The following is a 26,824-nucleotide window of genomic DNA, read 5'->3' on the forward strand; positions in this document are numbered from 1 at the left end:
TCTTGTCCACAAGCCTCTCGGCGGGACGGCCGCCGGGCGTCCTGCGCAGGCACGGTACGGTCGGACGCCCCCGGTGGGCCCGCCGCGCCGGCGGATACCCCCACGGTTGCGTCCGGTGTACACCCCCGGTTGTGGGTCGTTCCGGAGCCGCCCCCGACCGACCCTCGATCGACCCCGACCCCGACCCCCCCGAGCACTCCCGCACCGACCCGGATCCGGGTCAGCCCAGCCAGCCGGGCGTCACCATCCCCGACTCGTAGGCCAGCACCACGAGTTGGGCCCGGTCGCGGACCGCGGCCTTGGTCATGATCCGACTGACGTGCGTCTTGGCCGTCGCGGGGCTCAGCACCAGCCGGGCCGCGATCTCGTCGTTGGACAGCCCGGCCGCCACCAGGGCCATCACCTCACGTTCACGATCGGTCAACGCCTGGACCCGCGGGTCCGGTTCCGGCGGCGCGACCCGGCCCGCGAACTCGGCGATCAGTCTGCGGGTGATCGTCGGCGAGATCAGCGCGTCGCCGCGGGCGACCACCCGTACGCCGTGGATCAGTTCGACCGGTTCGGTGTCCTTGACCAGGAAGCCGCTCGCGCCCGCGCGCAGCGCACCGTACACGTATTCGTCCAGGTCGAAGGTGGTCAGGATGACCACCCGCACGTCGGCGAGGAGTTCGTCGGCGATGATCCGTCGGGCCGCCTCCAGGCCGTCCAGTCGCGGCATCCGGATGTCCATCAACACGATGTCCGGTCGTAGTTCACCCGCGAGCGCGACCGCCTCCGTGCCGTCGACGGCCTCGCCGACCACCGTGATGTCGTCCTCGTTGTCCAGGATCCAGCGCAGGCCGGCCCGGACCAGGGCCTGGTCGTCCGCGAGCAACACCCGGATCACGCGGCGCCCTCCCGGCGCAGCGGCAGCGAGGCGCTGACCCGGTACCCGCCGCCCGGCCGTGCGCCGGCCTCGAACTCGCCGCCCAACGCCCGGGCCCGTTCACCCATGCCCGCGACCCCGCTCCCGCCGCCCGGTCCGCCCGGCCCGGCCGCCGCACCGGGGGTGCCCTCCGGACGCACCGCGTCGCGGCCGTCCCGGGAACCCTCCGCGCCGGCCCGGCCGTCGTCGTCGATCCGCACTCGTACCCGCCTCTCCTCGAACTCGATCCGCACCACGGCCGACGCCGCCCCCGAGTGCCGGGTCACGTTCGTCAGCGCCTCCTGCACGATCCGATACGCGGCCAGATCCACCGCCGGCGGCAAGGGGCGTGAGCCGCCCGGCAGTTCCAGGCGCACCTCGATGCCGGCCCGGCCCATGTGCGCGATCAGCTCGTCGAGCGCGGCCAGACCGGGCGCCGGCGCCGTCGGCGCCTCCTCGTCCACCTGCCGCAACACGCCGAGCGTCTCGCGCAGTTCGCGCAGCGCGTCGCGGCTGGTCCGCTTGATCGCGTCGAGCGCCTGCTCGGCCCGGTCCGGGGCACGCGCGAAACCGTGCAACGCGGCCCCGGACTGCACGTTGATCAGTGACAGGTGGTGGCCCAGCACGTCGTGCAACTCCCGTGCGATCCTCAGCCGTTCCTCCACCGCACGGCGCCGGGCCTCCGCCTCCAGGGTGTGCGCCGCCTCTTCCGCGCGGCGATCCGCCTCGGCCAGGTACGCGTTGCGGTTGTGCAGCATCCCGCCGATCGCGATCACCGCGACGATCCAGCCGAACATGAGGAACAGCGCGGCATCCGCGAGATGGTTCTCGCCGCTGCGCTGTTCGGAGGCGCCGACGGCGGTCGCGAAACCGGCGCCGACGACCATGGTGATCACGAGGTGCCCGTGCGCCGCCGCGCTGTACAGGGCCACGGCGAAGGTCAGGAACAACGGTCCGTCCGCCACCACGAACGGGTAGTACACCGCCGACGCCAGCAGGGTCAGCAGCAGCACCGTGACGGGGTACTCCCGGCGGACGAACAACGCGGCGCACGCGGCGAAGACCGGCACCAGGCCCAGCGCGTCCGTATTGTCCATCGGCACCATGTCCACGATCGTGAACACCACCACGAGCACGCCGACGGCCGCCGTGCACACCGTCCCGATGGCCGGACCGCGCGGCACCCGCGCGGATATTCGCGAAAGACTCCCCATGATCGGCAGCATAGGGGCAGCCCGCGCACGAGACCCGCCTCGCCGGCGCACCCGGGACCTCGCCCGATGGGTCCGCCGCCGAGGTCCCGGGCCGACCGGTTCGGCCTTTGCCCGGCCGGCCGGCACATGCCGAGCGCCGCCGTCAGGCTCCCCCGCCCGGTGCGATCAGCCCGGTCTCGTACGCCAGCACCACCGCCTGCACCCGGTCCCGGAGGTTCAGCTTCGACAGGATGCGGCCGATGTGGGTCTTGACCGTGGTCGGGCTCAGCGACAACCGCTCGGCGAGTTCGGCGTTGCTCAGGCCCGTCGCGAGCAGCCGGAGCACCTCCAGCTCGCGCGGGGTCAACTCGGACAGGTCGCGGTGCGGCGTGCCGCGCGGTTCGTCGTGCTGCGCGAAGCGCTCGATCAGCCGGCGGGTGATGGTCGGCGCGAGCAGCGCGTCGCCGGCTTGGACCAGGCATACGGCCGCGACCAGTTGCTCGGGGGTGACGTCCTTGAGCAGGAAGCCGCTGGCCCCGGCGGTGAGCGCGGCGTAGACGTAGTGGTCCAGGTCGTACGTGGTCAGGATGATCACCCGGGTGCCGGCCGAGCCGCCGTCGGCGAGGATCCGGCGGGTGGCCTCGATGCCGTCCATCTGCGGCATCCGGATGTCCATGAGCACCACGTCGGGTCGGGTGCGCCGCACCGCGGCGATCGCCTCGACCCCGTTGGCCGCCTCGGCCGCCACCTCGATGCCGTCCGAGGCCAGGATCATCCCGAAACCGGTACGCACCAGAGCCTGGTCGTCGGCGATGACCACCCGCAGCGCCGGTCGGTTCACGCCGTCCGCCACGGGACCGCGGCCCGGATCCGGTATCCGCCGACCAGGGTCGGCCCGGCGGTCAACTCGCCGCCGTAGACCGCCAACCGCTCGCGCAGCCCGATCAGCCCCCGGCCGTTGCCGTCCATCGCCCGGCCGCCGTGCGTGCCCCCGGTGTCGACTACCTCGATCTCCAAGCTGTCCCCCGTGTAACCGATGACGACATTGGCCGCCGCTCCGGGCGCGTGCTTGATCGTATTGGTCAGCGCCTCCTGGACCACCCGATACGACGCGAGATCCACCCCGGGCGGCAACGGCTCCGGCGGCAGCGACATCGCGACGCGCACCGGCGTACCGGCCGCGCGCACCCGCTCGATCAGCTCGTCCAGGCGGTCGAGTCCGGGCTGGGGTTCGAGGTCGTCGGGGCGCTCGTGGTCCGCGGCGGCGAGCAGTCCCATCACATGGCGCAGTTCGGCCATCGCGGCCCGCCCGCCGGCCTCGACCGCGAGCAGCGCCTCCTTCGAGCGTTCCGGCGCCGCGTCCATCACCTTGCGCGCGGCCCCCGCCTGGATCACCATCACGCTGACATTGTGCGTCACCACGTCGTGCAGTTCGGCGGCGATCCGGGACCGCTCCTCCTCGACCGCCCGGCGGGTGGCCTCCTGTTGGTCCTGCTGGAGCCGGGTGTAGCGATCCCGGCTCGCCGCCAACTGCCGTCGCCAGAACAGCACCAGGCCGGCCAGCCCGCCCGCGACCAGCAGCACCACGCCCGGGCTCGACCAGCCCGGCAGGATCGGCGCCGAGTCCCGGAACGCCGCACCGGCCAACACCGCGGCACCCACGAGCACGGATACCGCGCGCACCCGGTAGCGGCTGTAGACGACGGCGCTGTAGGCGCCGATCACGCAGGTCAGCACGTTGATCCAGGACGCGTCGTCCTCGCCGATGGCCACCCCCGCGCTCAGCACCGCGGCGAACGCGGCCAGCGGGTACCGGCGTCGCACGGCCAGCGGCAGCGCGGAGAGCACCACGAACGGCCAGGGCACGGAGGACAGTCCCCGTTCGTCGGGCGGCCAGCCCTCCGGCGGTATCGGCGGTCGCGGTGGGGAGGGATGCCCGGCGGACTCGTACGGGACCTGCCACGCGTCCTGGACCGGACCGCTGACGGAGGACGGCCTCCGTTCCTCGGGTGGCCGGACCCCCGGCGGCACCGGCTGTACCGGCGGGACCGGCTGAACGGGCTGAACGGGCTGAACGGGCTGAACCGGCGGTATCCGTGGGGCCGGATGCTCGGCGGACTCGTACGGGACGTGCCGCGCGTCCTGGACCGGACCGCTGTCGGGATACCGAGCCGCCACCACCAGCGCGAGCACGGTCAGCACGACGGCCAACACCACGTCGACGGATATCGCCCGCCGCGAGAGCGGGGCCGTACCCGCCTCCGAGCGCAGCGTGAACGCCAGTTGCGCCCGCCATCCACGCCGGGCCCCCGGCTCGTCTTCCGTATCCACCGGCTCATTGTGCGGCCCGCCCACGCCGGGCCGCATCCGCCCGTGCGACCAGGGCACGGTCCGCGCGGAGTACTCCGCAGGGATGACCCCGTGCCCGGGTCCTCCGCGCGGAGGGTCGGATGTCGGTTGGGCGGCCGACGCGCCGGATCGCTGCCCGCCCCTACGTTCGCTGAGCCGGCAAGGACACCTCCCCCTCTCGACGTCAAGGACGGACGACTCCCATGACTCATGTGATCGAACTGGCGGGCGTGGCCAAGCGCTACGACAGCGCCGGCGCACCCGCGCTCGGACCGCTCGACCTCGGCGTCGCCCAGGGCGAGGCGCTCGCGGTGACCGGCCCCTCGGGCAGCGGCAAGTCCACGCTGCTGAACCTGATCGCCGGGCTGGACAAGCCGACCGAGGGCGCGGTGACGGTGGCCGGCCGGCGGATCGACGGGCTGAGCGAGCACGCGCTGGCCCGCTTTCGCCGCGAACACATCGGCATGGTCTTCCAGTTCTTCAACCTGCTCGACGACCTCACCGTCTCCGACAACATCCAGCTTCCGGCCCAACTCACCGGTTCCTCCCGGCGCAAGGCTGCTGCCCGCGCCGCCGAGTTGATGGAGGTGCTGGGCATCCAACGGCACGCCCACGCCTACCCGGGCCGGCTCTCCGGCGGTGAGCGCCAGCGCGTCGCGGTGGCCCGGGCGCTGGTCAATCGGCCCGCCCTGCTGCTCGCCGACGAGCCGACCGGCGCGTTGGACACCGCGTCGGGGCACGACGTACGGGAGTTGCTGGTGGACCTGCACCGGGACGGGCAGACCATCGTGCTGGTCACCCACGACCTGGCGCTGGCCCGGGCGTGCGCGAGCCGCACGATCCATCTGGTCGACGGGCACCTCGCGCTCGACACGCGTGCGGAGGTCGTCCGATGATCGGCCGCGGCGGCTCCGCACTGGGCCGGGTGGTGGGTTCCGGCGTGGGTCGACGCCGGGTGCAGACCCTGGTGATCGCGCTGGCCACGATGATGGCGGTGGCCTCGGCCGTGGTCGCCGGGTCGCTCATGGTCGCCGCGAACGCGCCCTTCGACCACGCCTTCGCACACCAGCACGGCGCGCACCTGAGCGTGCAGTACGACCCGGGCGCGGCGAGCGCGGCGCAACTGGACGCCACCCGGAGGCAATCCGGCGTCACCGCGACCGCGGGGCCGTTCCCGTCCACGACGTTGCGCCCGGTCAGCGGCGGCGGTGGGCAACTGCCGCCGCTGACCCTGGTCGGGCGGCCCGGTCCCGACGCCGACGTGGACGACCTGGACCTGAGGTCCGGCCGATGGGCGGCCGGTCCGGGCGAGATCGTCGTGTCCGCCTCCTTCGGCGGCCCCGACATCCGACTCGGCTCCACCCTGCGCGCGTCCGACGCCGCGGACGCCCCGTCCCTGACCATCGTGGGCATCGCCATGTCGGCGAGCAAGACCGCCGACATGTGGGCCACACCCGAGCAGGTCACCGCGATCGCGTCGTCGGCCGGGCCGCTCACCACCCAGATGCTCTACCGCTTCGCCGCGGCGGGCGGCAACGACGACATCACCGCGGCCCGGGCCCGACTCGCCGCGGCCGTGCCGCCCGACGCACTGCTGGGCAGCCAGTCGTACCTGGACACCAAACGCGCCGCCGATCAGAACGCCGCGCCGACCATCCCGTTCCTCTTGGCGTTCGGCGCGCTGGGCATCGCGATGTCGGTGATCATCGTCGGCAGCGTGGTCAGCGGCGCGGTCGGCACCGGGCTGCGCCGGATCGGCATCCTCAAGGCCATCGGCTTCACCCCGCGCGAGGTGGTCCGGGCCTATGTGGCCCAGGCGTTGATCCCGGCCTCCGTCGGCATCGGGGTGGGTGTCGTACTGGGCAACCTGATGGCGCTGCCCCTGTTGTCGGACACCGAGGAGATCTACGGCGACACGTCGCTGGCGGTGGCCTGGTGGGTGGACGTCCTGGTGCCGGCCGCGGCCCTGCTCGTGGTCGTGCTCGCGGCGCCGGTGCCGGCGCTGCGGGCCGGGCGGCTGCGTACGGTCGAGGCCATCGCGATCGGCCGCGCGCCGCGCACCGGACGGGGCCAGTGGGCGCACCGCGCGGCGGGACGACTGCCGCTGCCGCGCGCGCTGACGTACGGCCTCGCGAGTCCGTTCGCGCACCCGGTGCGGATGCTCGCGATGTTGCTCGCGGTCGCCTTCGGTACGGTCGCGGCAACCTTCGCGATGGGGCTGACCTCGTCCCTGAACGCGGTCGGCGAGGCGCAGGATCCGGAGAGCCGCGCCGCGATCACCGTCATCGGCGGCGGGCTGTCCGAGGGGCCGGGCGGGCCGGTCGGACCACGCCCCAAGGGGGGCGACACCGCCGTCGACCCGGCCCGGGTGCGCGCCGCGATCGAGGCGCAGCGGGGCACCGCGTCGTACTACGGCCTGGCCCAGGCGGACGTCACCGTGGCCGGGGTGGCCGGCTCGCTCCGGGCGACGCTGTACCAGGGCGATTCCCGGCCGGGCAGCTACGAGATGATCTCCGGGCACTGGATCGCCGGCCCCGGCGAGGTCGCGGTGCCCACGCGTTTCCTGGAACGCACCGGAACCAGGATCGGCGACCCGGTACGGGTGACCTATCGGGGCGACACGCAGACCCTGCGGATCGTCGGCGAGGCCTTCGACACCTCGGACGACGGCATGCGCCTGCACGCGGACCTCGCCGCCTTCGCCGAAGCGCGCCCCGAGGTCTTCCTCGTCGAGGTCGGGTCGGGTCTGTCGTCCGCCGAGTACGCCCGCCAACTCGAGGCGGTGGTAAAGCCGTTGGGCGGCGAGGTGCTGGTCAACTCCCCCACCGAGTCGGAGGGCATGATCCTGATCCTGAACACGATGGCCGTCCTGCTCACTCTCATGCTGGTGGCCGTGGCCTCGCTCGGGGTGCTCAACTCGGTCGTCCTGGACACCAGGGAGCGGGTGCACGACATCGGCGTGTGCAAGGCCCTGGGCATGACGCCGAGGCAGACGTTGAGCCTGGTCCTCGCCTCGGTCGCGGGCATCGGTCTGCTGGGCGGCCTGGTCGGCGTACCGGCCGGATTCGCGCTGCACGCCTATGTGGTGCCGGTGATGGGGCACGCGGCGGGGACCAACCTGCCGCCGAGCATCCTCGAGGTGTACGACGCGTGGCAACTGGTCCTGCTCGGTCTCGCGGGCGTGCTGATCGCGGTCCTGGGCGCGGCCCTGCCCGCGAGTTGGGCGGCCAAGGCGCGCACGGCGACGGCGCTGCGGACGGAGTAGGGCGCGCCGCCGATCCGGGCGGGCGGAGCCGGGCGGGCGGGCGGGCCGAGCGAGCCGGGCGGGGCTGGGGCCGCCCCCGGGTTTCGCCGCGGCGTGCGGCTCAGGCCTGGGACCTGACCTCCCACAGGTCGGGGAAGACCGGCGAGAACAACGTCGCGCGCAGGTACTCGGCGCCGGCGGAGCCGCCCGTGCCGATCTTGGCACCGATGGTGCGCTCGACCATCTTCATGTGCCGGTAGCGCCATTCCTGGAGGCCCTCGTCGATGTCGACGAGGGCCTCGCAGACCTGTGCCGCGTGCGCGGTCTCGTCGCGGTACACGGCCGTGAGGACCTCCTGGACCTCCGGGTCCGGTCGCCACGCCAGGCTCGTGTCCCGTTCCAGGGCCCGTTCGGGGACCGCGTAGCCCAGGCCGGCGAGGTGGCGCAGCAGCGAGTCGAACACCGACGGGCGGTGCGCGGCGGCCTTGAGCCGCTCTTCGTGACCGGTCTCGAAGGACCCGAACTCCCGGCGTCCGAGCACGGCTTCCAACTCGCGGAACTGCGCCGACTGGAACCCGCTGGAGGTGCCGAGCGCGTCGCGGAAGGACGCGAACTGCCGCGGCGTCATGGTCTCGAGGATGTCGAGTTGGCCGACGACCGTCTTCAGGATCTTGGCGACCCGACGTGCGGTGTGCAGGGCGCCGGCGCTGTTGCCGCCCTCCAACTGGCGCTGGAGCAGCGCGACCTCGTGCAGGATCTGCTTGAACCACAGTTCGTAGACCTGGTGGATGACCACGAACAACATCTCGTCGTGCGCTTCGGTCCGCGGCTCCTGACAGGACAGCAGCGCGTCCAGGCGCAGATAGCTTCCGTACGTGACGACCGGGGCGTCGCTCATCGTCGTTTCCTCTCCTTGCGGGCTTTTCCACCGTTCCGACCAGCCGGAAACGACGGGCACCATCCTGTGCCGGTCGAGGCCTTTCGGGAATGGTCGACACACGGAAGCAGGCCGGGTGGATGTGATGATCGCAAGGCGTTTTTGATGATGAGTTTATGGTCGTAAACCCCGACCGGGTGACCGCCTCGGGCCCGTCGTCCGTGGTGCGCTACGCGCCGGGCGGGGGAGCGTCGGGAGGCATGCCCGGGAGGTCGTCCGGATCCGGGTCGAGGTCGGGAACGACGTCGCCGGCCGATCCACCCGACTGCCTGCGCAGGCCGACCCGGACCGCGCCCAGGATGACTCGTGCGATCACGCCCAGCGCGACCAGGTCCACCAGCATCTGGATCGTCGCCACCACCCGCGCGGTCTCGGTCTGCGGCGCGATGTCGCCGAAGCCGACGGTCGAGAAGACGGTGACGGTGAAGTACAGCGCGTCGGTACGGGTCATCGGCTCGGTGAAGGAGTCCGCCTGGTCCGAGTCGATCAGGAAGTACGTCGCGGCGAAGAGCACCAGCAGGAAGGGCAGCGAGACGGCGACGGCCTCGAAGGCACGCAGGCGCGGCCGCTCGGAGCGCGCGATGGCGTCGACCTGCCAGACCACGATCGCGACGAACGCGACGAGTCCGACGACGAGTCCGATGGCGGCCTCGATGTCGAGCCGACGATCCAGGGGGATGAAGTAGTACATCACCAGCATCAGGGCCGACATCAGCGCGCCGCGGAGCAGGCCCCACAACACCATCCGCCGACCGGCCGGGTCCGTGCCGACCGACAGCGTGGGCTTCATGGCGTGTCCGACGTCAAGATCCGCCTCCTCGGAGGTCAATGTAGCCGAGGGTGCGACATGTCGGGATGAATCAGTCGGCGTGGCGCGTGGGTTCACACCCGCGCGGGTCCCGATGCCTTCGCGCACAGGCACGTCGCCGCCCGGACCGCCGATCGCCCGCCCGCGGTCCCGACGGTTGCCTCGATCCGGCCCGGGCACTAACGTCGGTCGGGTGACTGCCGGGTCGGCCATGGGCCATACACGAGTAGGGCACCCGGCCTCGGCGTGAGTCCGAGGCGGGCCAGAGCCCCGCCTTCTCCTCTCCTTCTCTTCCCCTCCGGTGCCCGCGCGGCGCCGAATCCCAGCGGAAATCGAGACCTGGAGAGGCTCCACGGATGTCGCACGACCGGCAGCGAGAGCAGCAAGTAGAGCAACAGCCGCAGCAACGGGAACACGGACAGGACCGGGACGGACTTCCGGTGGACACGGTCCTGTTGAACCACACCGCCGTCTACGCCAAGGATCGGCAACAGGCGGCCGAGTTCCTCGCCTCGATCCTGGGCCTGGAAGTCGGTACCCCCCTCGGGCCGTTCCTGCCCGTCGACCTCGGCAACGGCGTGACGCTCGACTACTACGAGAAGAACGACGAACCGATCCAGTCCCAGCACTACGCGTTCCTGGTCCCCGACGACCGGTTCGACGCCATGATCGCGCGGCTGGAGGCACTCGGGGTCACCTACTACGCCGACCCCAGTCACACCCGACCCGGCGGAACCAACGACTGGTTCGGCGGGCGCGGCGCGTACTTCGCGGACCCGAACGGCCACAACATGGAGATCCTGACCCGGCCGTACACCCGTCCGTAACCGGCAGCCGGGGGCGGGTTTCGCACCCGCCCCCGGCTGTCCGTCACCTCCGGAGCGTCCGCTCCCCGGCACCCGCGCCCCGCTGCGCGCGCTCCCGTGTTCGCGTTTCGGCATTCGGTTTCGGGTCTCCGCGTCTCGGCGCTCGGCCTGCGGCGTCCGTTCCCCGGCGTTCCTTGCCCGGCGTTCGCGTTTCGGCGTTCGCGTTTCGGCTACAGGACCTTCAGCAGCCCGCCGTCGATGACGTAGTCGCTACCGGTGACGTAGGAGGCGGCCGGGGAGCTCAGGAAGGCGATCACGTTGGCGACCTCCTGCGGGGTGCCCCAACGTCCCAGCGTGACGTTGATCTTGTCGGGCAGGTCCGTCATCAGTTCCCGGTAGTCGCCGCCGGCGGCCACGCGCGGACCGTACTCGTCCCACAGCGGGGTACGGATGAGCGCCGGCGAGACCGTGTTGACGCGGATCCCGCGAGGGCCCAGCTCGTCGGCGAGACCCTTGCCGAAGGCCGTCAACGCGGCCTTGGACGACGCGTACCAATACGGTCCCGACGCGGGCCAATGCGCCACGCTCGTGGAGATGTTGACCACCGACTCCCGCAACATCGGCGCCAGCGCCCGGGTGATCCGCACCGTCCCGAAGAAGTTCAACTCGAACGCCCGGTACCAGGTCTCGTCGTCGAGATCCGGCAGCCCGCCCAGATCCAGACCCGCCAGCCCGCCCACACCGTTCACGAGCAGGTCCACACCGCCGAGTTCGCTCTCCGCGACCCGGCGCAGTTCCTCGACACCCTCGGGGGTGAGCAGATCCGCCTCCACCGTGACGGCACCCGTCTCCTTCAGCGCGGCCGACACCGTTCGGTCCGCGCCGAGTACGGTGACCCCCTCGGCGAGCAGGGTACGCACCACCGCGCCCCCGATCCCGCCACTGGCGGCCGTCACGACAGCGGTCCTGCCCGCAAGCTGCAGATCCATGATCTCTCCTCGTATTCTCTGAAATCGGTGTATCGACATGGCGATGGCCATGGCGAGGTAGGGGACGCCGGACCGGACCTCACCGAGGCAGGTCGCGTGGCGAATCGGGCGGTACCGGCCGCCAGGGAATGCTCACGGGCCGCTCCGGACCCGGGACGTCGGACACTCGACTGTTCGCGTGTCGGGGTGCTCGGGACCTCGGGACCTCCGGGTTCCGGTACTTCGGGACCCCGTCCCATGGGCCGCAGCCCTCGGACGCGCTCAAGCGGCGGCGTCGAGCGTCGGGTAATCGGTGTAGCCGCGGTGGTCGCCGCCGAGGAAGGTGGCCTTGTCGAGCACGTTGTACGGACCGCCCGCGCGGATGCGCGCCGGCAAGTCCGGGTTGGCCACCCACAGTTCCCCGAACGCGACCGCGTCGGCGACTCCCTCGCGCAGCGCCTCCGCCGCGACCTCCGGCGTGCTCGGGAAGGACTCCGGCGTGGGATGCGCACACAGGATCAGCGTCCCCGGCCACTCGGCGCGAATCAGCCGGGTCGTCCCGCGCGTCAGGATCTCCAGCACGTGCAGATACGCCAACGGCAACGGCGCGAGCCCGCGCACGAGTTCCCGGTACAGGTCGGCCGTGTCGGTCTCCGCGATCCCGTTGTACGTGGTTCCCGGCGAGATCCTGACGCCCACCCGCCGCGGCCCGATCGCCTCGGCCACCGCCTCGACGACCTCCAGGGTGAAGCGGATCCGCCGCGCGATGGACCCGCCGTAGGCGTCGGTCCGACGATTGGCGCCGTCCGCGAGGAACTGGTGCAGCAGGAGCCCGTTGGCCGCGTGCACCTCCACGCCGTCGAACCCCGCCTCGACCGCGTTCCGTGCGGCGGTCGCGAACTGCGCGACCGTCTCGCGGATGTCGTCCAGGGTCATCTCCCGGGGCGTCGGATGCTCGAACACTCCTTCGGAGGCCACAAGTTGCCCGCCGGACGCGATCGCCGACGGCGCCATCGGCAGGGCACCGTCCGCGTTCAGCAACGGATGGCCGACCCGGCCGCCGTGCGCCAACTGCGCGACGATGCGCCCACCGGCCGCGTGCACCGCGTCGGTCACCCTTCGCCAGGCCGCCACCTGCTCCGCCGTGTGCAGACCCGGCGTCAGGGCGTACCCCCGCCCGAGCTCGCTGACCTGCGCCGCCTCGCCGATGAGCAGGCCCGCCCCGGCCCGCTGCGCGTAGAACTCGGCGGCCGGCTCCGAGAGCACGCCCGCGGGGTCGGCGCGGCTGCGCATCATCGGCGCCATGACCAGACGATTCGGCACGTCCAGGGCACCGATGGTCATGGGTTCGAAGAATTCGGTCACGTGTCACTCCTCCGTGGGGACCCCACCCCGCGAGCGCGAGGGAGGCACCACCAACACTCGTCCAACGGCAGAGCCGGAACAACGACGGATTCGGCGAGGATCGTGCACCACCACTAAACGATCCGAACCCCGTGGCCGGCGTCCCGACGCCGTCGGGGCACGAAGTCGGGTTCACCGGATCGAGTGAACTCACCTACCGGATGGTTGCCATCGGAGAGGTGCGTCGTTGTACTCGTCGTGCGTCGCAATCGGGTGACGCGGGTGGGTGATACGGAGAATGCAGTGAACACGTTCAAGAAGGCCGGCGTGATGGTCGCGGGCAGTGCCGCACTCGTGATGGCCGGAGCCGGCGCGGCGAGCGCGGGCTCCGAGGCGGACGGCGCCGCGGTCGGTTCCCCCGGCGTCCTGTCCGGCAACAACCTCCAGGTGCCGATCCACATCCCGGTGAACCTGTGCGGAAACAGCCTCGACATCGTCGGCATCCTGAACCCCACGTTCGGGAACTTCTGCGCCAACATCGACGGTGACGACGACAAGCACGGTGGCGCGCACCACGAGGCGCCCCAGCACCAGGCTCCGCAGCACGGTGGTGGCGGCCACAACGGCTGACCGAACACGCTCACCGATCTCGGCCGCTCCTCCGCGTCCGACACCCGGGGCCCCGCGAGTGCACCTGCACTCACGGGGCCCCGGCCTTTGCCCGCCGGGTCCCGCCGACGGGCGCTTCGCGGCCGAGGCACCCTTGGGCGGTCGGTGCCCGCGGACGATGCCCACCGAGCAGTCGGCAACGGTGGGTGTTCGCGCGGTGACCAATGGTGTGCGCGCCGGGTGAACCCGTGGTTGCGGAAGGTCGGCACCGGCCGGCGGACCGGGACACCGGCGCCGATCCCGGGCGCCGCTCGGCGTGCCGCGCGTCGTCGGGTCCGGGGACACGATCGGCGGACTTAGGGCCGTTCGGCCCTGTTTCCGATCGTGCCCGGATTCCAGGGTTGAGCAATGAGCGAACACGCCGGGACGCGACGTCCCCTCGGCCGCCGCGAGGCGCTGGAGCTGATGGCGAGTGCGCCCCTGGGGCGCGTCGTCGTCAGCGAGGGCGCCCTTCCCGCCGTCTACCTCGTGCCCTTCGCGCTGGACCGCGACCACGTCGTCTTCCGGGCCCCGCTCGACTCGCGGCTGGCCAAGGCGGCGCGCGACGCCGTGGTCGCGTTCCAGGCCGACCGCGTGGACCCGTCCGCCCGAACCGGCTGGACCGCGACCGTCACCGGTCAGGCCTCCCTGGTCCGCGACCCGGCGGCCGTCGCCCGCTTGGACGGCCTGGTGCCGACCAGCGGTGCGCGGGAGGAGGGGCAGGCGTGGTTCCGCGTCACCACCGAGCTGGTCACCGGGCACCTCATCCCGGAGCCCCCGGGCCCGCGTACCCACGCGGAGGCCGACGCGGCGCCGCGGTCGGCCCCGCCGTCGGCCCGGTCATCGCCTCCGCCGCCGCGACGCGAAGCGTGACCCGTACGCCCCATCCCCTTCGCGACCCCGCGCACCCTGTCGGCGGCCGGCGGGCGTACGCCCGCGGCAACCCGCGTCACCCGCTCGGCGGCACCGATGCCTCCGCGACCCGTCGGTGGCCTCGTGCCCGGCTCGCGCCGGCGCGCCGCCCGATGGATCGTGGCACTTGGCGCGCCCGGCGGACGACCACCCGCCGCCGAGCGGCGTCCGCAGGGCCCACCGGCTCACCCGAGACGGGACCTCCGGCCCTGTGTTCCATCCCCTCGACACCCGAGACTGGGCCCAGGTCGGCCCACCCGGGCCCACCCGCGCGTACCGAAGGGATCCGCCGTGAACCAGGCTCCGACATCAACCGGTTCGACTTCCGCCGCCACTCCCTTGCACGGGCATGTCGTCGTCGGCTTCGACGGCTCGCCCGGCGCGGAACGCGCCGTCGACCTGGCTGCCGACGAGGCCGTCCGCCGGAACACCACCCTGGAAGTGCTGTACGCGCTCGAATGGGTCGAACTCGGCGGCGCCGACGACCACTTCGGGCAGCAGTTGCGCGCGGACGCCCGCGCCGTCGTCGACCGGGGCGCGGAACGCGCCCGCCTGCGCCGGCCCGGCCTGTCCGTCCTGGCCACCGTGGAACTCGCCAACGCCATCGACGCGTTGGAGGCCGCGAGCGACCGGGCCGCCCTGCTCGCCGTCGGCAGCCGGGGCCTGGGCGGCTTCGCCGGCCTGCTGATGGGCTCGGTCAGCCTCCCGGTGTCCGCCACCACCCGCTGCCCGCTCCTGGTCGTGCACCCCGACCAGGACACGGCCGGCGGCGATACCCCCAAGCCCGTCCTGGTCGGCGTCTCCGACGTCGACTGCGCCCCCGCCCTGGATGCCGCCTTCCGCCAGGCGCAGGCCCGGGCCCTCCCGCTGCACGCCCTGCACGTGTGGCGCTACCCGGCGATGGCGGCCGGCAGCGCGGGCTACGCCCCGGCCATGTACGACTGGCGCGAGGTCGCGCAGACCACCCTGACCGCCGCGCTGGAGCCCGTGCGCGCGAAGTACCCCGACGTCGTCGTGACCGAGGAGGTCGTGATCGACAGCCCCGCGCACGCCCTGACCAAGGCGAGCTCCGACGCCGAGCTGGTGGTACTGGCCGCCCATCGCAACACCGGCCGCTTCGGCCCCAACCTGGGCCGGGTCACCCACGCCGTGCTCCACCACGCCAAGGCCCCCGTTCTCCTGGTGCCCGTCGGCAAGTAGCCGCTCCGTCGGCCCGCCCCCGCGCCCGCCGGGCGAAGGCGCGGTGGGCGAACCCCGGACGCGCCGAGCCGTGCCGCCGGCGCGCGTGGGCGATGCCGAGGTCGACGCCGTGGGCGTGTCAGGCCGGTTCCGCCCACGGGCTCGGCGGTCCCGAGGCGAAGAAGCGCAGGAGGCCCAGCAGCCGACCGGCCGGAGGCACGGTCCAGTGGCGTCGACCCGGTTGTGGTGTGCGATCCGGCACGCGGTACAGGGCCCAGGTGAGGTGCACCGGGAGCACCCGAGCCTCCCAGGACCGCGAGCCGGAGTCCGCCGGCGTCTCCTCGCCGGTCTCCTCGTCCATGACCGAGCATCATGACATCGCCGCGCGTGGACGTCCGCTGCTTTCGACCTGCCCCGCTGCGGCGCGCGGACCAGGGTGAATGCCGCGAAGACAGTTTTCCGAAGCCGTCCCGGCTGTGTGCGGAACCGGTAACAGCGAGACGGATGACGGCCGATGACGGCTAGCTTCCAGTGACGACGGGCCGCCACAGGGCGTTTCGTACGTGGACCGCTCCGGGGGGACGGGGTCCGCGGCTCGTCTTCGCCACGACACCGAATCCGGGGGGAACACGGTGCGAAACTCCGTCATGTCCAAGCACGCGGTGCGTCGACGCGTTCGTCGGGCCGCACTGCCGCTGTCCGCGCTCGTCTTGGTCGCGGGCCTCAGCGCCTGCGAGTTCGGGTCCGAGGACGCCAAGACAGCCGAGCCGAAAGCGACTTCGGCACAGCCGGGCAAGCCCGGCGACACCACACCCAGTGCCGGCGGCTCCTCCGATCCCAAGCCGGTCGACGACAAGTCCACCGCTCCGAAGCCACCGCGGTCCGGGACACCCGCGGGCGATACGCCGGCGACCAAGGCCCAACTGGCGGCCGCGCTCCTGACCGCCCAGGAGCTCCCGGCGGGCATGAGCGTCAAGGACACGACCGAACCGCGGAACCGCGACGTGCCGACCGTCTCGGACCCCAAGTGCCAACCGCTGCTGGGCCAGGGCAAGACCAGCGTCGCCACGATCGAACACAAGCTCATCGGTGGCACCGGTCCGCGGGGAGTCGTGTACCCCGACACCGACATCGTGCTGAGCAGCTACCCGACCGAGCAGCTCGACCGTCAGTGGTCCGCCTACCTCACCGCCGCCAAGACCTGTAAGCGGTTCACCTTCCGGGTCGACGGCGGCACGGCCGAGTACTCGGTGCTCGGCGCGCGGCCGGACGCCTACGGCCCGGGCAGCATCGAGATCTCCTCGATGTTGCGGCTCGGGCAGGACACCGCGCCGATGACCCAGGCCGTCGCCCGGGTCGGCACGACCGTGGTGCAACTGCGCGCGACCGGCGAGGACAACACCACGACCGTGCCGACGTTCGCCGATCACCTCGTCCAGGGCCAGATCGACAAGGTCCGGTCCGAACTCCGCGGCTGATCCGCCCGCGGCCACGCCGTACGACCACCTCCCGCGTCACCGCGCCCGCACGGCCGACGCGCGGGGGTGGTCGTACGCGCGCCCGTCGCCCGCTCCCACCGGCGCCCAACCTGCTCTCCCAGGCGCCTGATTCGACGACCGACCAGGGACGGCACCACCCACCCGCGGCCCTCGAACATCTGCCCCATCCGTCGCACCAAAGAGTGACCGAGGCTGGGCCGTTCGAGTGACCCACGACCGAATGGCTGGTTGACGGCCGGATCGGCGGTGGGAGGCTGGGCCATCAAGGGCGGCGGTCCGTGCCGGATCGACGAAAGCCCTTCCGTGGCAGCCCGATCGAGAGCTGGTGGAAGCCCGTGGGGTCGAGGGTCAACAGGCATCTGGGTTCCGTACTGCCGGAACTCTTCACCGCGGAACCGCCCGCCACGATCGCCCTGTCGGTGGCCGGGACACTGCCTCTGGGCGAACGCGCGGAAGGCGGTGTCGAGTACGCGGCGGGCGGACGGCCGGTGCTGCCACCCGAGTTCAATTGGCGCGACTACACCGTCATGCTCCTGCACACGGCCGCCGAGATCGAGCACTCGCTCATGGTCCAGTACCTGTTCGCCGCCTACTCGCTCGGCGGACCCGATGTGCCGACGAACCTGCGTGAACCGGTGCGGCGTTGGCAGGAGATCATCCTGGGCATCGCGAAGGAGGAGATGGGCCACCTCGTCACCGTGCAGAACCTGCTGACCGCACTCGGCGCGCCGCTGAACCTCGACCGCGAGGACTACCCGTGGGGTTCGGCGTTCTACCCCTTCCCGTTCGCCCTGCGCCGCCTCACCGCGGGATCCCTGGCCGGCTACATCTGCGCGGAGAGCCCGGCCGACTGGGCGGGCGAGGAGGCCGACGCGATCCGCGAGGCGGCCGCCGCCCAGTCCCCCGACGGCACCCCGGTGAACCGGGTCGGCGCGCTCTACGAACGACTGGACGCGATCCTGGCCGACCGGGACCGGATGCCGGACGCCCTCTTCCAGGAGCGGACGTTGCCGTACCAGGCGTCCTGGGACGAGTGGGGCCGCGGCTACACCCGCGGCGAACGCGGTCGGGACGCGGGCAACGTACCCGCCGTCGCGTCGCCGCAACTGCTCGTGCGCGGCGTCTTCTCCCGCGACTCGGCCCGCAAGGCCCTGCACGACATCGGCGAACAGGGCGAGGCGTTCGGGGTCGGACCGCTCGACACCACCTCCCTGATCCCCACCCCGCACGACGTCTCGCACTTCGAGCGCTTCCTGGCCGTCTACCGGGAGTTGCGCACGCTCACCGGCGGCGACACCACCCGGGTGGTGCGCCCGGTGGCCGACAATCCCCGATCCGGCCTGCATCTGAACGAGAACGAAGCCGCGACCCTGGGCATGACGGGCACCCAAGCGAACGTGATCACCCACCCCGTGGCATCGCTGTGGGGCCACCTGTTCAACCTGCGCTACCGCATGCTCCTGGTCGACCTGGCACACGCCTTCCGGCTGGCCGGCCCGCTCGACGACGGCACCACCCTCACCGCCCGCGGCGCGCTCATCCACCGCGCCTTCGCCGAGATGTACAACCTGCGCGCCGTCGCCGGAAAACTGGTCGGCCTCCCGTTGACCGCGGACGACCCGACCGGCCCGGAACGCACGCACGCGGGACCGCCGTTCGAGATGCCGTACACGCTCGACCTGCCGGCCCGCGAGTACGACCGATGGCTGCTGCAACGCGACCTCGTGGAGGCCTCGCAACTGCTCGTGGCCCAACTGCGGCACAGCGGCGCCGTCCCCACCGATCCCTATCTGGTGGCACTGGAACAGACCGACGAGCTGGCCCTCGATCTGATCCAGGGCATCCTGTCGACCAACCGGGAGTGAGCATGGAGATCCGAGAACTGCGCATCCTGCCACCGCTCGCCATCGGGCGCCTGGGTGCCGCCGCCTCGCCGATGGACAACTACTCGATCTCTATCGACCCGCAACACCCGCTCGCACCACGCACGTTGCGGCCCGCACCGACCGTGGCCGTGGACCCGGGCAGCGGCGAACTCGTCGACGCCGGCACACCGGACACGCTGCACTTCACCCACGACGGCAGCGTGCGTCCGGTCGCACCCTTCCTGGAGGTCTGGGCGCTGACGGACAACGGCCTCGAACCGCTGACCCCCGCGCTGCTCAGCCGAAACGGCGGCCGCACCCCCACGGACGTGCATTGGCGGGTCCGGGTGGCCAACCACAAGATCTACCGGCGCACCGGCGACGTGAAGGACCGGATCGAGGCCGACACGGGCACCGTCTTCGACCACCGACCGGTCACCCTCGACGGCGAATGCGAACACTTCTGGCCGGGCAAACTGCTGCCCCTGGGCACCGTGCGCTACATCCGGCCGAACGCCGCCTACCCCGGGATCAGGCTGCGCTTCACCCCGGCGGCGGGCCACGTGTACGGGTCCGGCGACACGCTGACCCCCACCCGGCCGGACGAGAACATCCGCGAGATCCTCTACGACGCGCGCGTGGGCAGTTGGCAGGGGTACGTCGACCGGCCCGGCCCCAGACTGACCGTGCCCGCCGAGATCTACGCCGGTCGGCAAGCCCCGGACGGCAGTTGGGTCAGCCTCGGCTACCTCGACGACGAGTGCGACGGCCTCGTGTACGTGGACCTGGCCCTACCCGACCGCCACCTCTCCGCCTACGCCCGGATCGGCGCCGGGCCGCCCACATACGCACCCGACAGCTTCCCGGTCCGCACCGTCGCCGACGAACTCGAACAGGCCATGTTCGGCCCGCGCCCGCGGCCCGGCGAGGGCACCATGGAGCACGCGGAGGAGATCGTCCGCCGGGCCGCGGAATCGGTACGCCTGATGAACACGGCCGTGATGAACGGCAATACCACCGACGGCCGGATCGACGCGGCGAGCACGATGGTGCGCCAGGACACCGCCGACACCGGCCGCCTGTTCGAGCCGATCATGGCGCCGTCCCTGGTGGACCGCACCGCGCTGTTGCACCTGCACCAGAACGTGCTGACCGCGCTGCGCGGGGGCACCGCGCCGTGGTTCGCGGACGTGTTGCGCGACCACGACGAGATCGGCGACCTCTCCGCGAAGGGACGCCGCAAGATGCCGGCGCTGATGCGCGGGGCGGACAGCCGGGCCCTGGCGCTGACCCGCCGTCAGGTGGCCCTGCTGCGGCAGGTCGCGCAACGGGACATCTTCGCCCCGGACGAACCACCGCCCGCGGAGGGCGTGATCGGCGACGGCACCGGATCCGGCGACGCCGACACCGCTCCCCGGCACGAGCGACAGGAGCAGGAATGAGCAGCGGCTCGGAGTACATCGACCCGATGAACCTCTCCGCCCAGTTGCGCCACCAGGCCGTGGGCAATCCGCCCAGTACACTGCCGGATTCGGCCAGTTCCAATTCCGCGCCCGGGCTGGAATTCGACATCCGGAACCTGTGGCGGCGGCTGTTCGAGGGCATCGAACTGCACGAGGCGGACAACTACGTGACCGGCGCCGACGCCGAACACCGGGAGTTGATCGGTCACCGCCTGTTGAAGGTGGCCGGCGCACCCGTGATCACGTCGCTGATCGGTCCGCAGCGACCGGGCGCCAAGCCCACGCTGTTGACCACCGGCGCCAATCCGGACGGCGTGACCATGCTGGAGTGGTCCAACTCCCTGGCCGACGTGCTGGACCGCCATGCCGGGTCGCCCGTGGAGTGCGTCTTCACCGCGGCCGAGGCGCCCAACCCCGTGGGCCTTCCCGCGGACCCGATCGACCCGAGCCAGGTCAAGATCGTGTTGCTGACCGTACGGCCGCTGTTCGCCAAGCACCCGGAGTCCGGCGTCCGGCTTCCGGTGATCGAGGAATCCATGGTGGAGCCGGGCGAGTTGACGTGGGGCCTGTGCTCGCCCTGGCAGAACGACTACCGCGAATGCGCGTGCTACTACTGGGCCGCCAGCCGTCCGGACTACGTCAACGTCGAAGAGGACGAACGCGGCGTCAGCACGGGCAACCACTGGTTCGCCGTGCGCCGCGAACCGAGGGAGTACGTCCTGGACGACCGCGACGACAGCCGACTGCTCTCCTACACCGACCTGTTCCGCGACTGGCAGGGCACCCTGCGCTTCGTCGTCGGCGGCAACGACTACGAGCCCCGGTGACCCCGGGCACCGGCGCGGGTCCGCGGACCACCGATTCCCCGGGCGGCTGCGCTCCGACCGGTCGGGCCGAGCGCCTCTTCGAACTGTCCGCGCCCGTACACCCCGACATCCACCTCCTGGAGACCTCCGCCGGCCGGCACGTCCTGCTGGTCAACGGGAACCGCATGTTCACCGTCGGCCCCGAGACGCACCGTCGACTCGATCTGGCCCGGCGTGCCGCCGACCCCACCGCGCTGCGCGAACTCCTGGACGGACTGCATCTGTCGGCCCCGCCGTTCGTCGACGACACCCCACTGGAGGCGCCCCCGGTCCGGGCCCTGTCGCTGGCCGTGGCACAAAAGTGCAACCTCGGCTGTACCTACTGCTACGCGCAGCAGGGCAGTTTCGGCGGGCTCGCCAAGAACATGCCCGCGGACACCGCCCTGGCCGCCGTGGATCTGCTCTTTCGCGAGGCAGCGCCCGGCGAGCGGGTGAACCTGTCCTTCCTCGGCGGCGAGCCGCTGATGAACCGGCCGGTCATCCACGCCGCCACCGAACGGGCCGTGGAGTTGTCGGCGCGCGAGGGCGTACCGGTCACCTTCTCCATCACCACCAACGGCACCATGGTCACCCCCGACGACGGCGCGTTCTTCGAGCGGCACGGATTCGCGGTCACCGTCAGCCTCGACGGCGAACAGGAGACACACGACCTGCTGCGGCCCTACCGAAGCGGGCGGGGCAGCTTCGCGAAGGTGCTCGCCAACGTGACACCGCTGCTGGCCGCACAACGTGCGATGCAGGTGTCCGCGCGGGTGACCGTCACCCCGAACAACCTCGACCTCAGGGCCACCCTGGACGCCTTCGTCGACCTCGGGTTCCACGGTGTCGGCTTCTCGCCGCTGCTCAACTCCCCCACCGGGAAAGGCGAGATGGCCGCCGCCGACCTGGAGCTGATGCTCGACCGCATGGTCGCGTGCGGGGCCGAGTTCGAGCGCCGGGTCGCAACCGGTGGGCGCTACCCGTTCACCAACCTGGTCAACTCGCTGCGCGAGATCCACAAGGGCACCCATCGGCCCTACCCGTGCGGCGCCGGCGCCGGCTACCTCGGCGTCTCCGCCGACGGCGAACTCGCCGCGTGCCACCGCTTCGTGGGCGACGACGAGGGCGCCATGGGCGACCTGACCCGCGGCATCGACCCCGCGCGTCGGCTGCGATGGTTGTCCGACCGGCACGTGCACCGCCAGGAGCCGTGCCGGGACTGCTGGGCGCGCTACATGTGCGCCGGCGGCTGCCACCACGAGGTGATCGAACGCGGCCGACCGGCCTGCGGCTACATCCGGGGCTGGCTGCACTACTGTCTGGGCGCCTACGCCCGGCTGCTCGCCGAACGACCGGACTGGTTCGGTGCCGTACCGGCCGCCCGGGGTCGCACGTGAACGGCGCCACCCTCGACACCGAGGTCTGCGTCGTGGGCGGCGGGCCGGCGGGAGCGGTGTGTGCCAAGCGGCTCGCCGAACTCGGCCACGACGTCCTGGTCGTCGAGCGCGACGTGTTCCCGCGCCCGCACGTGGGCGAGGCGCTCACCCCCGCCGTGTGGCCACTGCTCGACGCCCTCGGAATGCGCGAGGCGGTCGAGGCGGCGGGCTTCCCGCAGCCCGTCGAGGCCCGGGTGCGCTGGATCGACGCGCGGGAGAACCGGGTCCGGCTGCGGCCGGAGGCACCCGGACTGACGGTCGACCGGGGGCACTTCGACCACCTGCTCCTGGCCGCGGCCCGGATCGCCGGCGCGCGCGTGTTGCAACCCGCCCGGGCCGGCCGACCCAGGCGGACCGCGCCGGGATGGGAGATCCCGCTCACCGACGCCGGACTGCCCGGACGCCGCGCCGAACGCGTTCGGGCCCGGTTCGTGGTCGACGCCGGCGGCCGCGCCTCCGCCTCGGGCGGGCGCAAGATGCCCACCGGTGCCCGCACCCTGGCACTGCACGCCACCTGGCGGGCGGCATCGCCCCTCGACCCGAACCCACGCGTGGAGGCGGGACCCGACGGCTGGTTCTGGGGCGCGCCGCTGGCCGACGGCACGTTCCGCGCGATGGCGTTCATCGACCCCGACCTGCTGCGCCGACACGCGGTGCGGCGGGCCGGGCTGGGCCGCTTCTACCGCGAGCTCCTGGCCGCGTCGACCCTGTCGACGCACCTCGCGGACGCCCGCCTCACCGGCGAGGTCGCGGTGTGCGACGCGGGCAGCTACGCCGATCCGCTGCCGGTCGCCGAGGATCTGATCAGGCTCGGCGAGGCCGCCTTCGCGATCGATCCGCTCTCCTCCTGCGGTGTGGACACCGCGATGCAGACCGCCATGGCCGGCGCCGTCACCGTGCACACCCTGTTGTCCGCACATGGTGATCGCACGGCGGCGCTCGCGTTCTACCGGGACAACCAACAGCGCGCCGTGGACCGGCACGCCACCTGGGCGGCCAACCACTACCACGACCACCGCACACATCGCGAGCGCCCGTTCTGGCAGCGCCGTGCGCGACCCACGGTCTCGGTCCCGGCCCCGCGGACCGGCCCCGACCTGTCCGAACTCCTGACCCGCCGGGTCCGGTTGAGCACCGACGCCGCACTGGTGGAGACGCCGTGCGTGGTCGGCGACCGGGTGGAACCGCGTCGCGCGCTGGCCCACCCCGACCTGCCGCGCCCGGCGGTGTACGTGGGCGACGTCGAACTCGCCCCGCTGCTGGACGTCCTGGCCACCCCGGACCGGGGCTGCCTGGTGGACGTCGTCCGGACCTGGAGCCGACACCTCCCGAGCGACCACGCCCGCGCGGTCGCCGCCTGGCTGCATCGCCGGGGGCTCCTGGAGTTCGACTGAAGGATCGGCCCGGGCCCGGGCCCGGGCCTCCCGGTCGGGGGCGATCGTCGGCGGTGGCCTTGTCCGCCCCCGTGGTGGACAGGGCCACCGCCGACGTCGCGTACGCGGACGGGCTATCGCTCGTCCCGTTCCGCCGTCTCGGCGATCCGCTTGATGGTCGCCAGGCGCCGATCCCAGTCGGCCGCGAGCGAGGCCATCCAGCGCGCCGTCGCGTCCAACGCCTGGGGCCGTACCGCGTACCGCACCTCGCGGCCCACTCGGCCGCCGGAGACCAGCCCGGCCGCGTCCAGCACGGCCAGGTGCTTGACCACCGCCTGCCGCGAAACGGGCAGTCCTTCGGCGAGCGTGGTCGCGGTGGCCTCGCCCCGCGCCGCGAGCAGGTCGAGCAACAGGCGGCGGGTCGGATCGGCCAGCGCGACCAGGACGCCGTCCACCGCCCGGTCGTCGCCGTGCCGTTCCTCGGTCACGCGGATGGCTGTTCGGCGCGCGTCTTGAGGGCGTCGAGCTCCTGGGGCCAGCCGCCGCTGTTGTCCCGCAGCGCCTTGCCGCGCAGTTCCTCGGAACCGCCCAGGGACGCGAACCCGCTCTCGACCACGCGCAGCCGCGTCTTGTCGCCCTCCGTGCTCAGCGTGAACTCCACGAGGGTGCTGTTGTCCTCGCGCAGTTCCTCGCCGGGGAAGGCACTTGCCCACCGATACGCAAGATAGGTCGGCGGGCGGACCTTCTCCACCCGCACCGGGAAGTCGCCGTACTCGGGGTTCTTCGCCACCATCGACTCGCCCTCCCTGGCCACCGTCCCGGGCAGACTCGCCTTGTCCGCCACCCAGAACCCGGGCTCGGCCACCAGCGCCCAGACCCGCTCCAGGGACGCCTCGATCAGGGTCTCGCGCTCGATCCGGTCCTCGCTCATGAGGTACTCCTTCATCGTTGATCACCGCAGTTCAATGCAACCCCAGAGTTGCACCTCATCGTACGAGACGCAACCCGTGAATTGCACATCGCGTCCACGAGGAGACGACACCGAGACCGCCCCGGCGGGGCTCGGCCCGCCGTTGCCGATCCGGTTGGGGTGTCGCATCGGGCCGATGGCGCGGGCCCGGTTCCCGCGCACTCGTCGGTCATCGTCGGTGAGAGCCGCGTCCCCGTCGGGCGTCGTCGGGCCGGCAGGGCATTCGATGCGCCTATCCCCGTGGGCGCGCGCGCATCGCGCGGGCGTGGGCCTGTTCGAAGTAGACGCGGCCTCCGCCGTAGGACCATGGCAGGTGGGAGCCCTGATGGGCGGTTGCCTCGAAGCGCACGCCCAGTTCGGACCAGCGTTGCGCCTTGTCCAGGGCATAGGCGAGCGCGCTGTGGTCGGAGAGGGCGCTCGGATGGCGCGGCGAGGCGTCGACGGGGTAGCGGTCCAGGGCGGTGTCCAGGTCCGTCTGCTGTGCGGCGGCGAGCCAGAAGGCGGTGTCCTCGGTGTCGCCGGTCCAATTCATCCGCAGCGCGTACTCGATGTGCGCCTCGACGACCAACACCACCAGCGGTGAGCCGTCCGGAGCGTCGGCCGCCGCCTTGCGGGCGAAGGCGTACATGTCGTCGTGTGATCCGTGCCATTTCTCGCACAGGTACTGCAAGGCCGCGTCGTGCCCGGCGCGGTGTTGCGGGTCGCGCTCGCACAGCGCCTGCCAACGGGCCTCGAACACGTCCCGGGGAACGCCGAGTCCACGGCACACGCGCAGCCAGGACACCCATGGGGTGGGATCGTCCCGAGCGGCCTCGGTCGCGAGCAGACACGCGTGGTCCGCCTCGACCAGCAGCTCCCGGAAGTCGGCGAACTGTTGGCCACTCGTGAGAGTGGCCCGGGCCGCGCCGCGCGCGTCCCACGCGGCGCGCACCATCGCCGCGGCCGTGACCACCAGCGGGTCCGCCGACTCGGGTTGTTCGGCCTGCCAGGTCCGCAACCACTCGGGCCGCGCGGCGGCGACGTCCCCCAGCGCGGTCACCGCGACCGCGCGCCGGGCCCAGTCCGGCCCTATTCGACTCAGCAATTCCGCCGCGGGTGCGAAGTCACCGCCGAGGGTGAGGTTTTGCCCGATCTCGCGAATCTCGACGTCGTCGAGCGCGGCATCGGTCACGAGCACGGGCGTGGGCAAGCGCGAAGACGTGAAACGACCCCAAAGCGACATGGTCCACGATCCTAGAGCCTGGGCTTCGAGTCGTCTCGGCTCGCCGGGTGGGCAGCCGCCGAGGCGTCGGCGGACCGACCGGCCGGGCGAGCCGAATCCGCCGGCTCGCCCCACGACCGGCCCGGCCCGCGCTTCCGTCCGCCGTGCGGCCGGGCCGCCGCACCGCCGTCGCCGCGCGGCCGGGCCGTCGGCCGGTCCGTGCTACGGCTTCGAGGGGCGGCGCGGTCGCGCGCGGCCGGAGCGTTTGATGTCCAGGGCCAGGAAGGAACTCAACGGCGTGCCCTTCTGCCAGAACCCCAGCAGGTCGCGGTCGATCAGGGTCAGCGCGTGCTTCGCGGCGAACTCGCGGGCGGGCGTGGTGAACACGGTCGCGGTCACGATCACCGGCACGTCGGCGCCGTGTTCGAGACGGGCGGTGCCGTTGAAGCGCTGCACGTCGCCGCTGCCGACGGATCGATGCGTCGCGTACCGCTTGCACTGGATCACCAGGCGGCGGCCGTCCGGCAGACGGCCCACCACATCGGCGCCCAAGTCCCCGCCGCCGCCCACCCGGGCCACCTCGGTACAACCGTCGCGCCGACACAGGGCCGCGACGTGGTCCTCGAACCCGGTCCCGCTCATCGCGTCCACCGACGTCAACGACCGCTCCCGGTCCAGCCGTTGCTCGTCGGCCACCCGCGCCCGTTCGCCGTCGCGCTCGCGGCGTCCGGCCTTGACCACCGCGGCTCCCACCACGCCCAGCGCCACCACCGACACCACGAGCGCCGCCACGATCAACCCCGTACCCATCCCGTCACCCCCGTCCGCCCGACCGCCACGCCCGAACCGTTCCCCACCACGCGCCGCGCCATCGATTCCC

The 26,824-nt window shown here is 72.3% G+C and carries 25 protein-coding genes; 12 read left to right on the forward strand and 13 right to left on the reverse strand.

All coding sequences use genetic code 11. The features are described 5' to 3' along the window. Window positions 1-220 precede the first annotated feature (220 nt). The 4 genes from ACWCPW_RS18745 to ACWCPW_RS18760 all read right to left on the reverse strand — a co-directional run bounded on the left by ACWCPW_RS18745 (window position 221) and on the right by ACWCPW_RS18760 (window position 4,428). Window positions 221-886 carry a response regulator gene (locus ACWCPW_RS18745; RefSeq protein ID WP_449762681.1) on the reverse strand — a complete coding sequence of 222 codons (666 nt, stop codon included), beginning with the start codon at window positions 884-886 and terminating at the stop codon, window positions 221-223. Further along, entirely contained in the window at window positions 883-2,118 is a 1,236-nt protein-coding gene (locus ACWCPW_RS18750; RefSeq protein ID WP_449762682.1) for a sensor histidine kinase, read from the reverse strand. Before ACWCPW_RS18750 ends, ACWCPW_RS18745 begins: the two co-directional genes overlap by 4 nt. 142 nt (window positions 2,119-2,260) lie before the next feature. Continuing rightward, window positions 2,261-2,950 carry a response regulator gene (locus tag ACWCPW_RS18755; RefSeq protein WP_449762683.1) on the reverse strand — a complete coding sequence of 230 codons (690 nt, stop codon included), beginning with the start codon at window positions 2,948-2,950 and terminating at the stop codon, window positions 2,261-2,263. After that, complete coding sequence (locus ACWCPW_RS18760; protein ID WP_449762684.1) at window positions 2,935-4,428, reverse strand: sensor histidine kinase; 1,494 nt, start codon at window positions 4,426-4,428, stop codon at window positions 2,935-2,937. The genes ACWCPW_RS18755 and ACWCPW_RS18760 overlap by 16 nt, the downstream gene beginning before the upstream one ends. Before the next feature lie 221 nt (window positions 4,429-4,649). On the opposite strand from ACWCPW_RS18760, the gene ACWCPW_RS18765 reads away from it, so the two are divergent. After that, window positions 4,650-5,342: an ABC transporter ATP-binding protein gene (locus ACWCPW_RS18765; protein WP_449762685.1), complete on the forward strand. Its 693-nt coding sequence runs from the start codon at window positions 4,650-4,652 to the stop codon at window positions 5,340-5,342. Continuing rightward, window positions 5,339-7,711, forward strand: coding sequence for an ABC transporter permease (locus ACWCPW_RS18770; RefSeq protein ID WP_449762686.1), 2,373 nt, complete (start codon window positions 5,339-5,341; stop codon window positions 7,709-7,711). The genes ACWCPW_RS18765 and ACWCPW_RS18770 overlap by 4 nt, the downstream gene beginning before the upstream one ends. Before the next feature lie 100 nt (window positions 7,712-7,811). On the opposite strand, the gene ACWCPW_RS18775 is transcribed toward ACWCPW_RS18770, so the two are convergent. Beyond that, window positions 7,812-8,588 carry a tryptophan 2,3-dioxygenase gene (locus ACWCPW_RS18775; RefSeq protein WP_449762687.1) on the reverse strand — a complete coding sequence of 259 codons (777 nt, stop codon included), beginning with the start codon at window positions 8,586-8,588 and terminating at the stop codon, window positions 7,812-7,814. A 208-nt stretch (window positions 8,589-8,796) separates the two neighbouring features. After that, entirely contained in the window at window positions 8,797-9,417 is a 621-nt protein-coding gene (locus ACWCPW_RS18780) for a potassium channel family protein (RefSeq protein ID WP_449762688.1), read from the reverse strand. A 374-nt stretch (window positions 9,418-9,791) separates the two neighbouring features. On the opposite strand from ACWCPW_RS18780, the gene ACWCPW_RS18785 reads away from it, so the two are divergent. Then, entirely contained in the window at window positions 9,792-10,262 is a 471-nt protein-coding gene (locus ACWCPW_RS18785) for a VOC family protein (protein WP_449762689.1), read from the forward strand. A gap of 209 nt (window positions 10,263-10,471) precedes the next feature. Here ACWCPW_RS18785 and ACWCPW_RS18790 read toward each other — a convergent pair whose 3' ends face one another. Together ACWCPW_RS18790 and ACWCPW_RS18795 are read right to left on the reverse strand one after the other, a co-directional pair. Continuing rightward, on the reverse strand, window positions 10,472-11,230 hold the full coding sequence (locus ACWCPW_RS18790) for an SDR family NAD(P)-dependent oxidoreductase (RefSeq protein WP_449762690.1): 759 nt from the start codon (window positions 11,228-11,230) through the stop codon (window positions 10,472-10,474). Window positions 11,231-11,491: 261 nt separating this feature from the next. Beyond that, window positions 11,492-12,574: an alkene reductase gene (locus tag ACWCPW_RS18795; protein ID WP_449762691.1), complete on the reverse strand. Its 1,083-nt coding sequence runs from the start codon at window positions 12,572-12,574 to the stop codon at window positions 11,492-11,494. A gap of 282 nt (window positions 12,575-12,856) precedes the next feature. On the opposite strand from ACWCPW_RS18795, the gene ACWCPW_RS18800 reads away from it, so the two are divergent. The 3 genes from ACWCPW_RS18800 (at window position 12,857) to ACWCPW_RS18810 (ending at window position 15,313) form a co-directional block, all read left to right on the forward strand. After that, on the forward strand, window positions 12,857-13,183 hold the full coding sequence (locus tag ACWCPW_RS18800; protein WP_449762692.1) for a chaplin: 327 nt from the start codon (window positions 12,857-12,859) through the stop codon (window positions 13,181-13,183). 387 nt (window positions 13,184-13,570) lie between these two features. Then, window positions 13,571-14,074 (forward strand): pyridoxamine 5'-phosphate oxidase family protein, encoded by a 504-nt coding sequence (locus ACWCPW_RS18805; protein WP_449762693.1) that lies wholly within the window; start codon window positions 13,571-13,573, stop codon window positions 14,072-14,074. Window positions 14,075-14,404: 330 nt separating this feature from the next. Next, window positions 14,405-15,313: a universal stress protein gene (locus ACWCPW_RS18810; RefSeq protein ID WP_449762694.1), complete on the forward strand. Its 909-nt coding sequence runs from the start codon at window positions 14,405-14,407 to the stop codon at window positions 15,311-15,313. Window positions 15,314-15,431: 118 nt separating this feature from the next. Here ACWCPW_RS18810 and ACWCPW_RS18815 read toward each other — a convergent pair whose 3' ends face one another. Then, a complete protein-coding gene (locus ACWCPW_RS18815; protein WP_449762695.1) occupies window positions 15,432-15,653 on the reverse strand; it encodes a hypothetical protein in 222 nt (73 codons plus the stop codon). Window positions 15,654-15,939: 286 nt separating this feature from the next. Between ACWCPW_RS18815 and ACWCPW_RS18820 the strand changes: the two genes are divergently transcribed. The 6 genes from ACWCPW_RS18820 (at window position 15,940) to qhpG (ending at window position 23,794) form a co-directional block, all read left to right on the forward strand. Next, the gene (locus tag ACWCPW_RS18820) at window positions 15,940-16,770 is read left to right on the forward strand and encodes a hypothetical protein (protein WP_449762696.1); all 831 of its coding nucleotides are present in this window, start codon (window positions 15,940-15,942) and stop codon (window positions 16,768-16,770) included. A gap of 356 nt (window positions 16,771-17,126) precedes the next feature. Beyond that, on the forward strand, window positions 17,127-18,656 hold the full coding sequence (locus ACWCPW_RS18825; protein ID WP_449762697.1) for a ferritin-like domain-containing protein: 1,530 nt from the start codon (window positions 17,127-17,129) through the stop codon (window positions 18,654-18,656). Between the two features lie 2 nt (window positions 18,657-18,658). Then, window positions 18,659-20,098, forward strand: coding sequence for a hypothetical protein (locus ACWCPW_RS18830; protein ID WP_449762698.1), 1,440 nt, complete (start codon window positions 18,659-18,661; stop codon window positions 20,096-20,098). Further along, window positions 20,095-20,946: a hypothetical protein gene (locus tag ACWCPW_RS18835; protein WP_449762699.1), complete on the forward strand. Its 852-nt coding sequence runs from the start codon at window positions 20,095-20,097 to the stop codon at window positions 20,944-20,946. The genes ACWCPW_RS18830 and ACWCPW_RS18835 overlap by 4 nt, the downstream gene beginning before the upstream one ends. Continuing rightward, window positions 20,943-22,361, forward strand: coding sequence for a radical SAM protein (locus ACWCPW_RS18840; protein WP_449762700.1), 1,419 nt, complete (start codon window positions 20,943-20,945; stop codon window positions 22,359-22,361). Before ACWCPW_RS18835 ends, ACWCPW_RS18840 begins: the two co-directional genes overlap by 4 nt. Beyond that, entirely contained in the window at window positions 22,358-23,794 is a 1,437-nt protein-coding gene (gene qhpG / locus ACWCPW_RS18845) for a flavin-dependent monooxygenase QhpG (RefSeq protein WP_449762701.1), read from the forward strand. The genes ACWCPW_RS18840 and qhpG overlap by 4 nt, the downstream gene beginning before the upstream one ends. Window positions 23,795-23,907: 113 nt before the next feature. Here qhpG and ACWCPW_RS18850 read toward each other — a convergent pair whose 3' ends face one another. The 4 genes from ACWCPW_RS18850 to ACWCPW_RS18865 form a co-directional block, all read right to left on the reverse strand. Further along, the gene (locus ACWCPW_RS18850; RefSeq protein ID WP_449762702.1) at window positions 23,908-24,261 is read right to left on the reverse strand and encodes an ArsR/SmtB family transcription factor; all 354 of its coding nucleotides are present in this window, start codon (window positions 24,259-24,261) and stop codon (window positions 23,908-23,910) included. Next, entirely contained in the window at window positions 24,258-24,704 is a 447-nt protein-coding gene (locus ACWCPW_RS18855; protein WP_449762703.1) for an SRPBCC domain-containing protein, read from the reverse strand. The genes ACWCPW_RS18850 and ACWCPW_RS18855 overlap by 4 nt, the downstream gene beginning before the upstream one ends. A gap of 271 nt (window positions 24,705-24,975) precedes the next feature. Further along, window positions 24,976-25,914, reverse strand: a complete 939-nt coding sequence (locus ACWCPW_RS18860; protein WP_449762704.1) for a hypothetical protein — start codon at window positions 25,912-25,914, stop codon at window positions 24,976-24,978. A 252-nt stretch (window positions 25,915-26,166) separates the two neighbouring features. Continuing rightward, a complete protein-coding gene (locus tag ACWCPW_RS18865; RefSeq protein ID WP_449762705.1) occupies window positions 26,167-26,754 on the reverse strand; it encodes a restriction endonuclease in 588 nt (195 codons plus the stop codon). Between the last annotated feature and the right edge of the window lie 70 nt (window positions 26,755-26,824).

This window comes from Embleya sp. NPDC001921 (assembly GCF_053594475.1).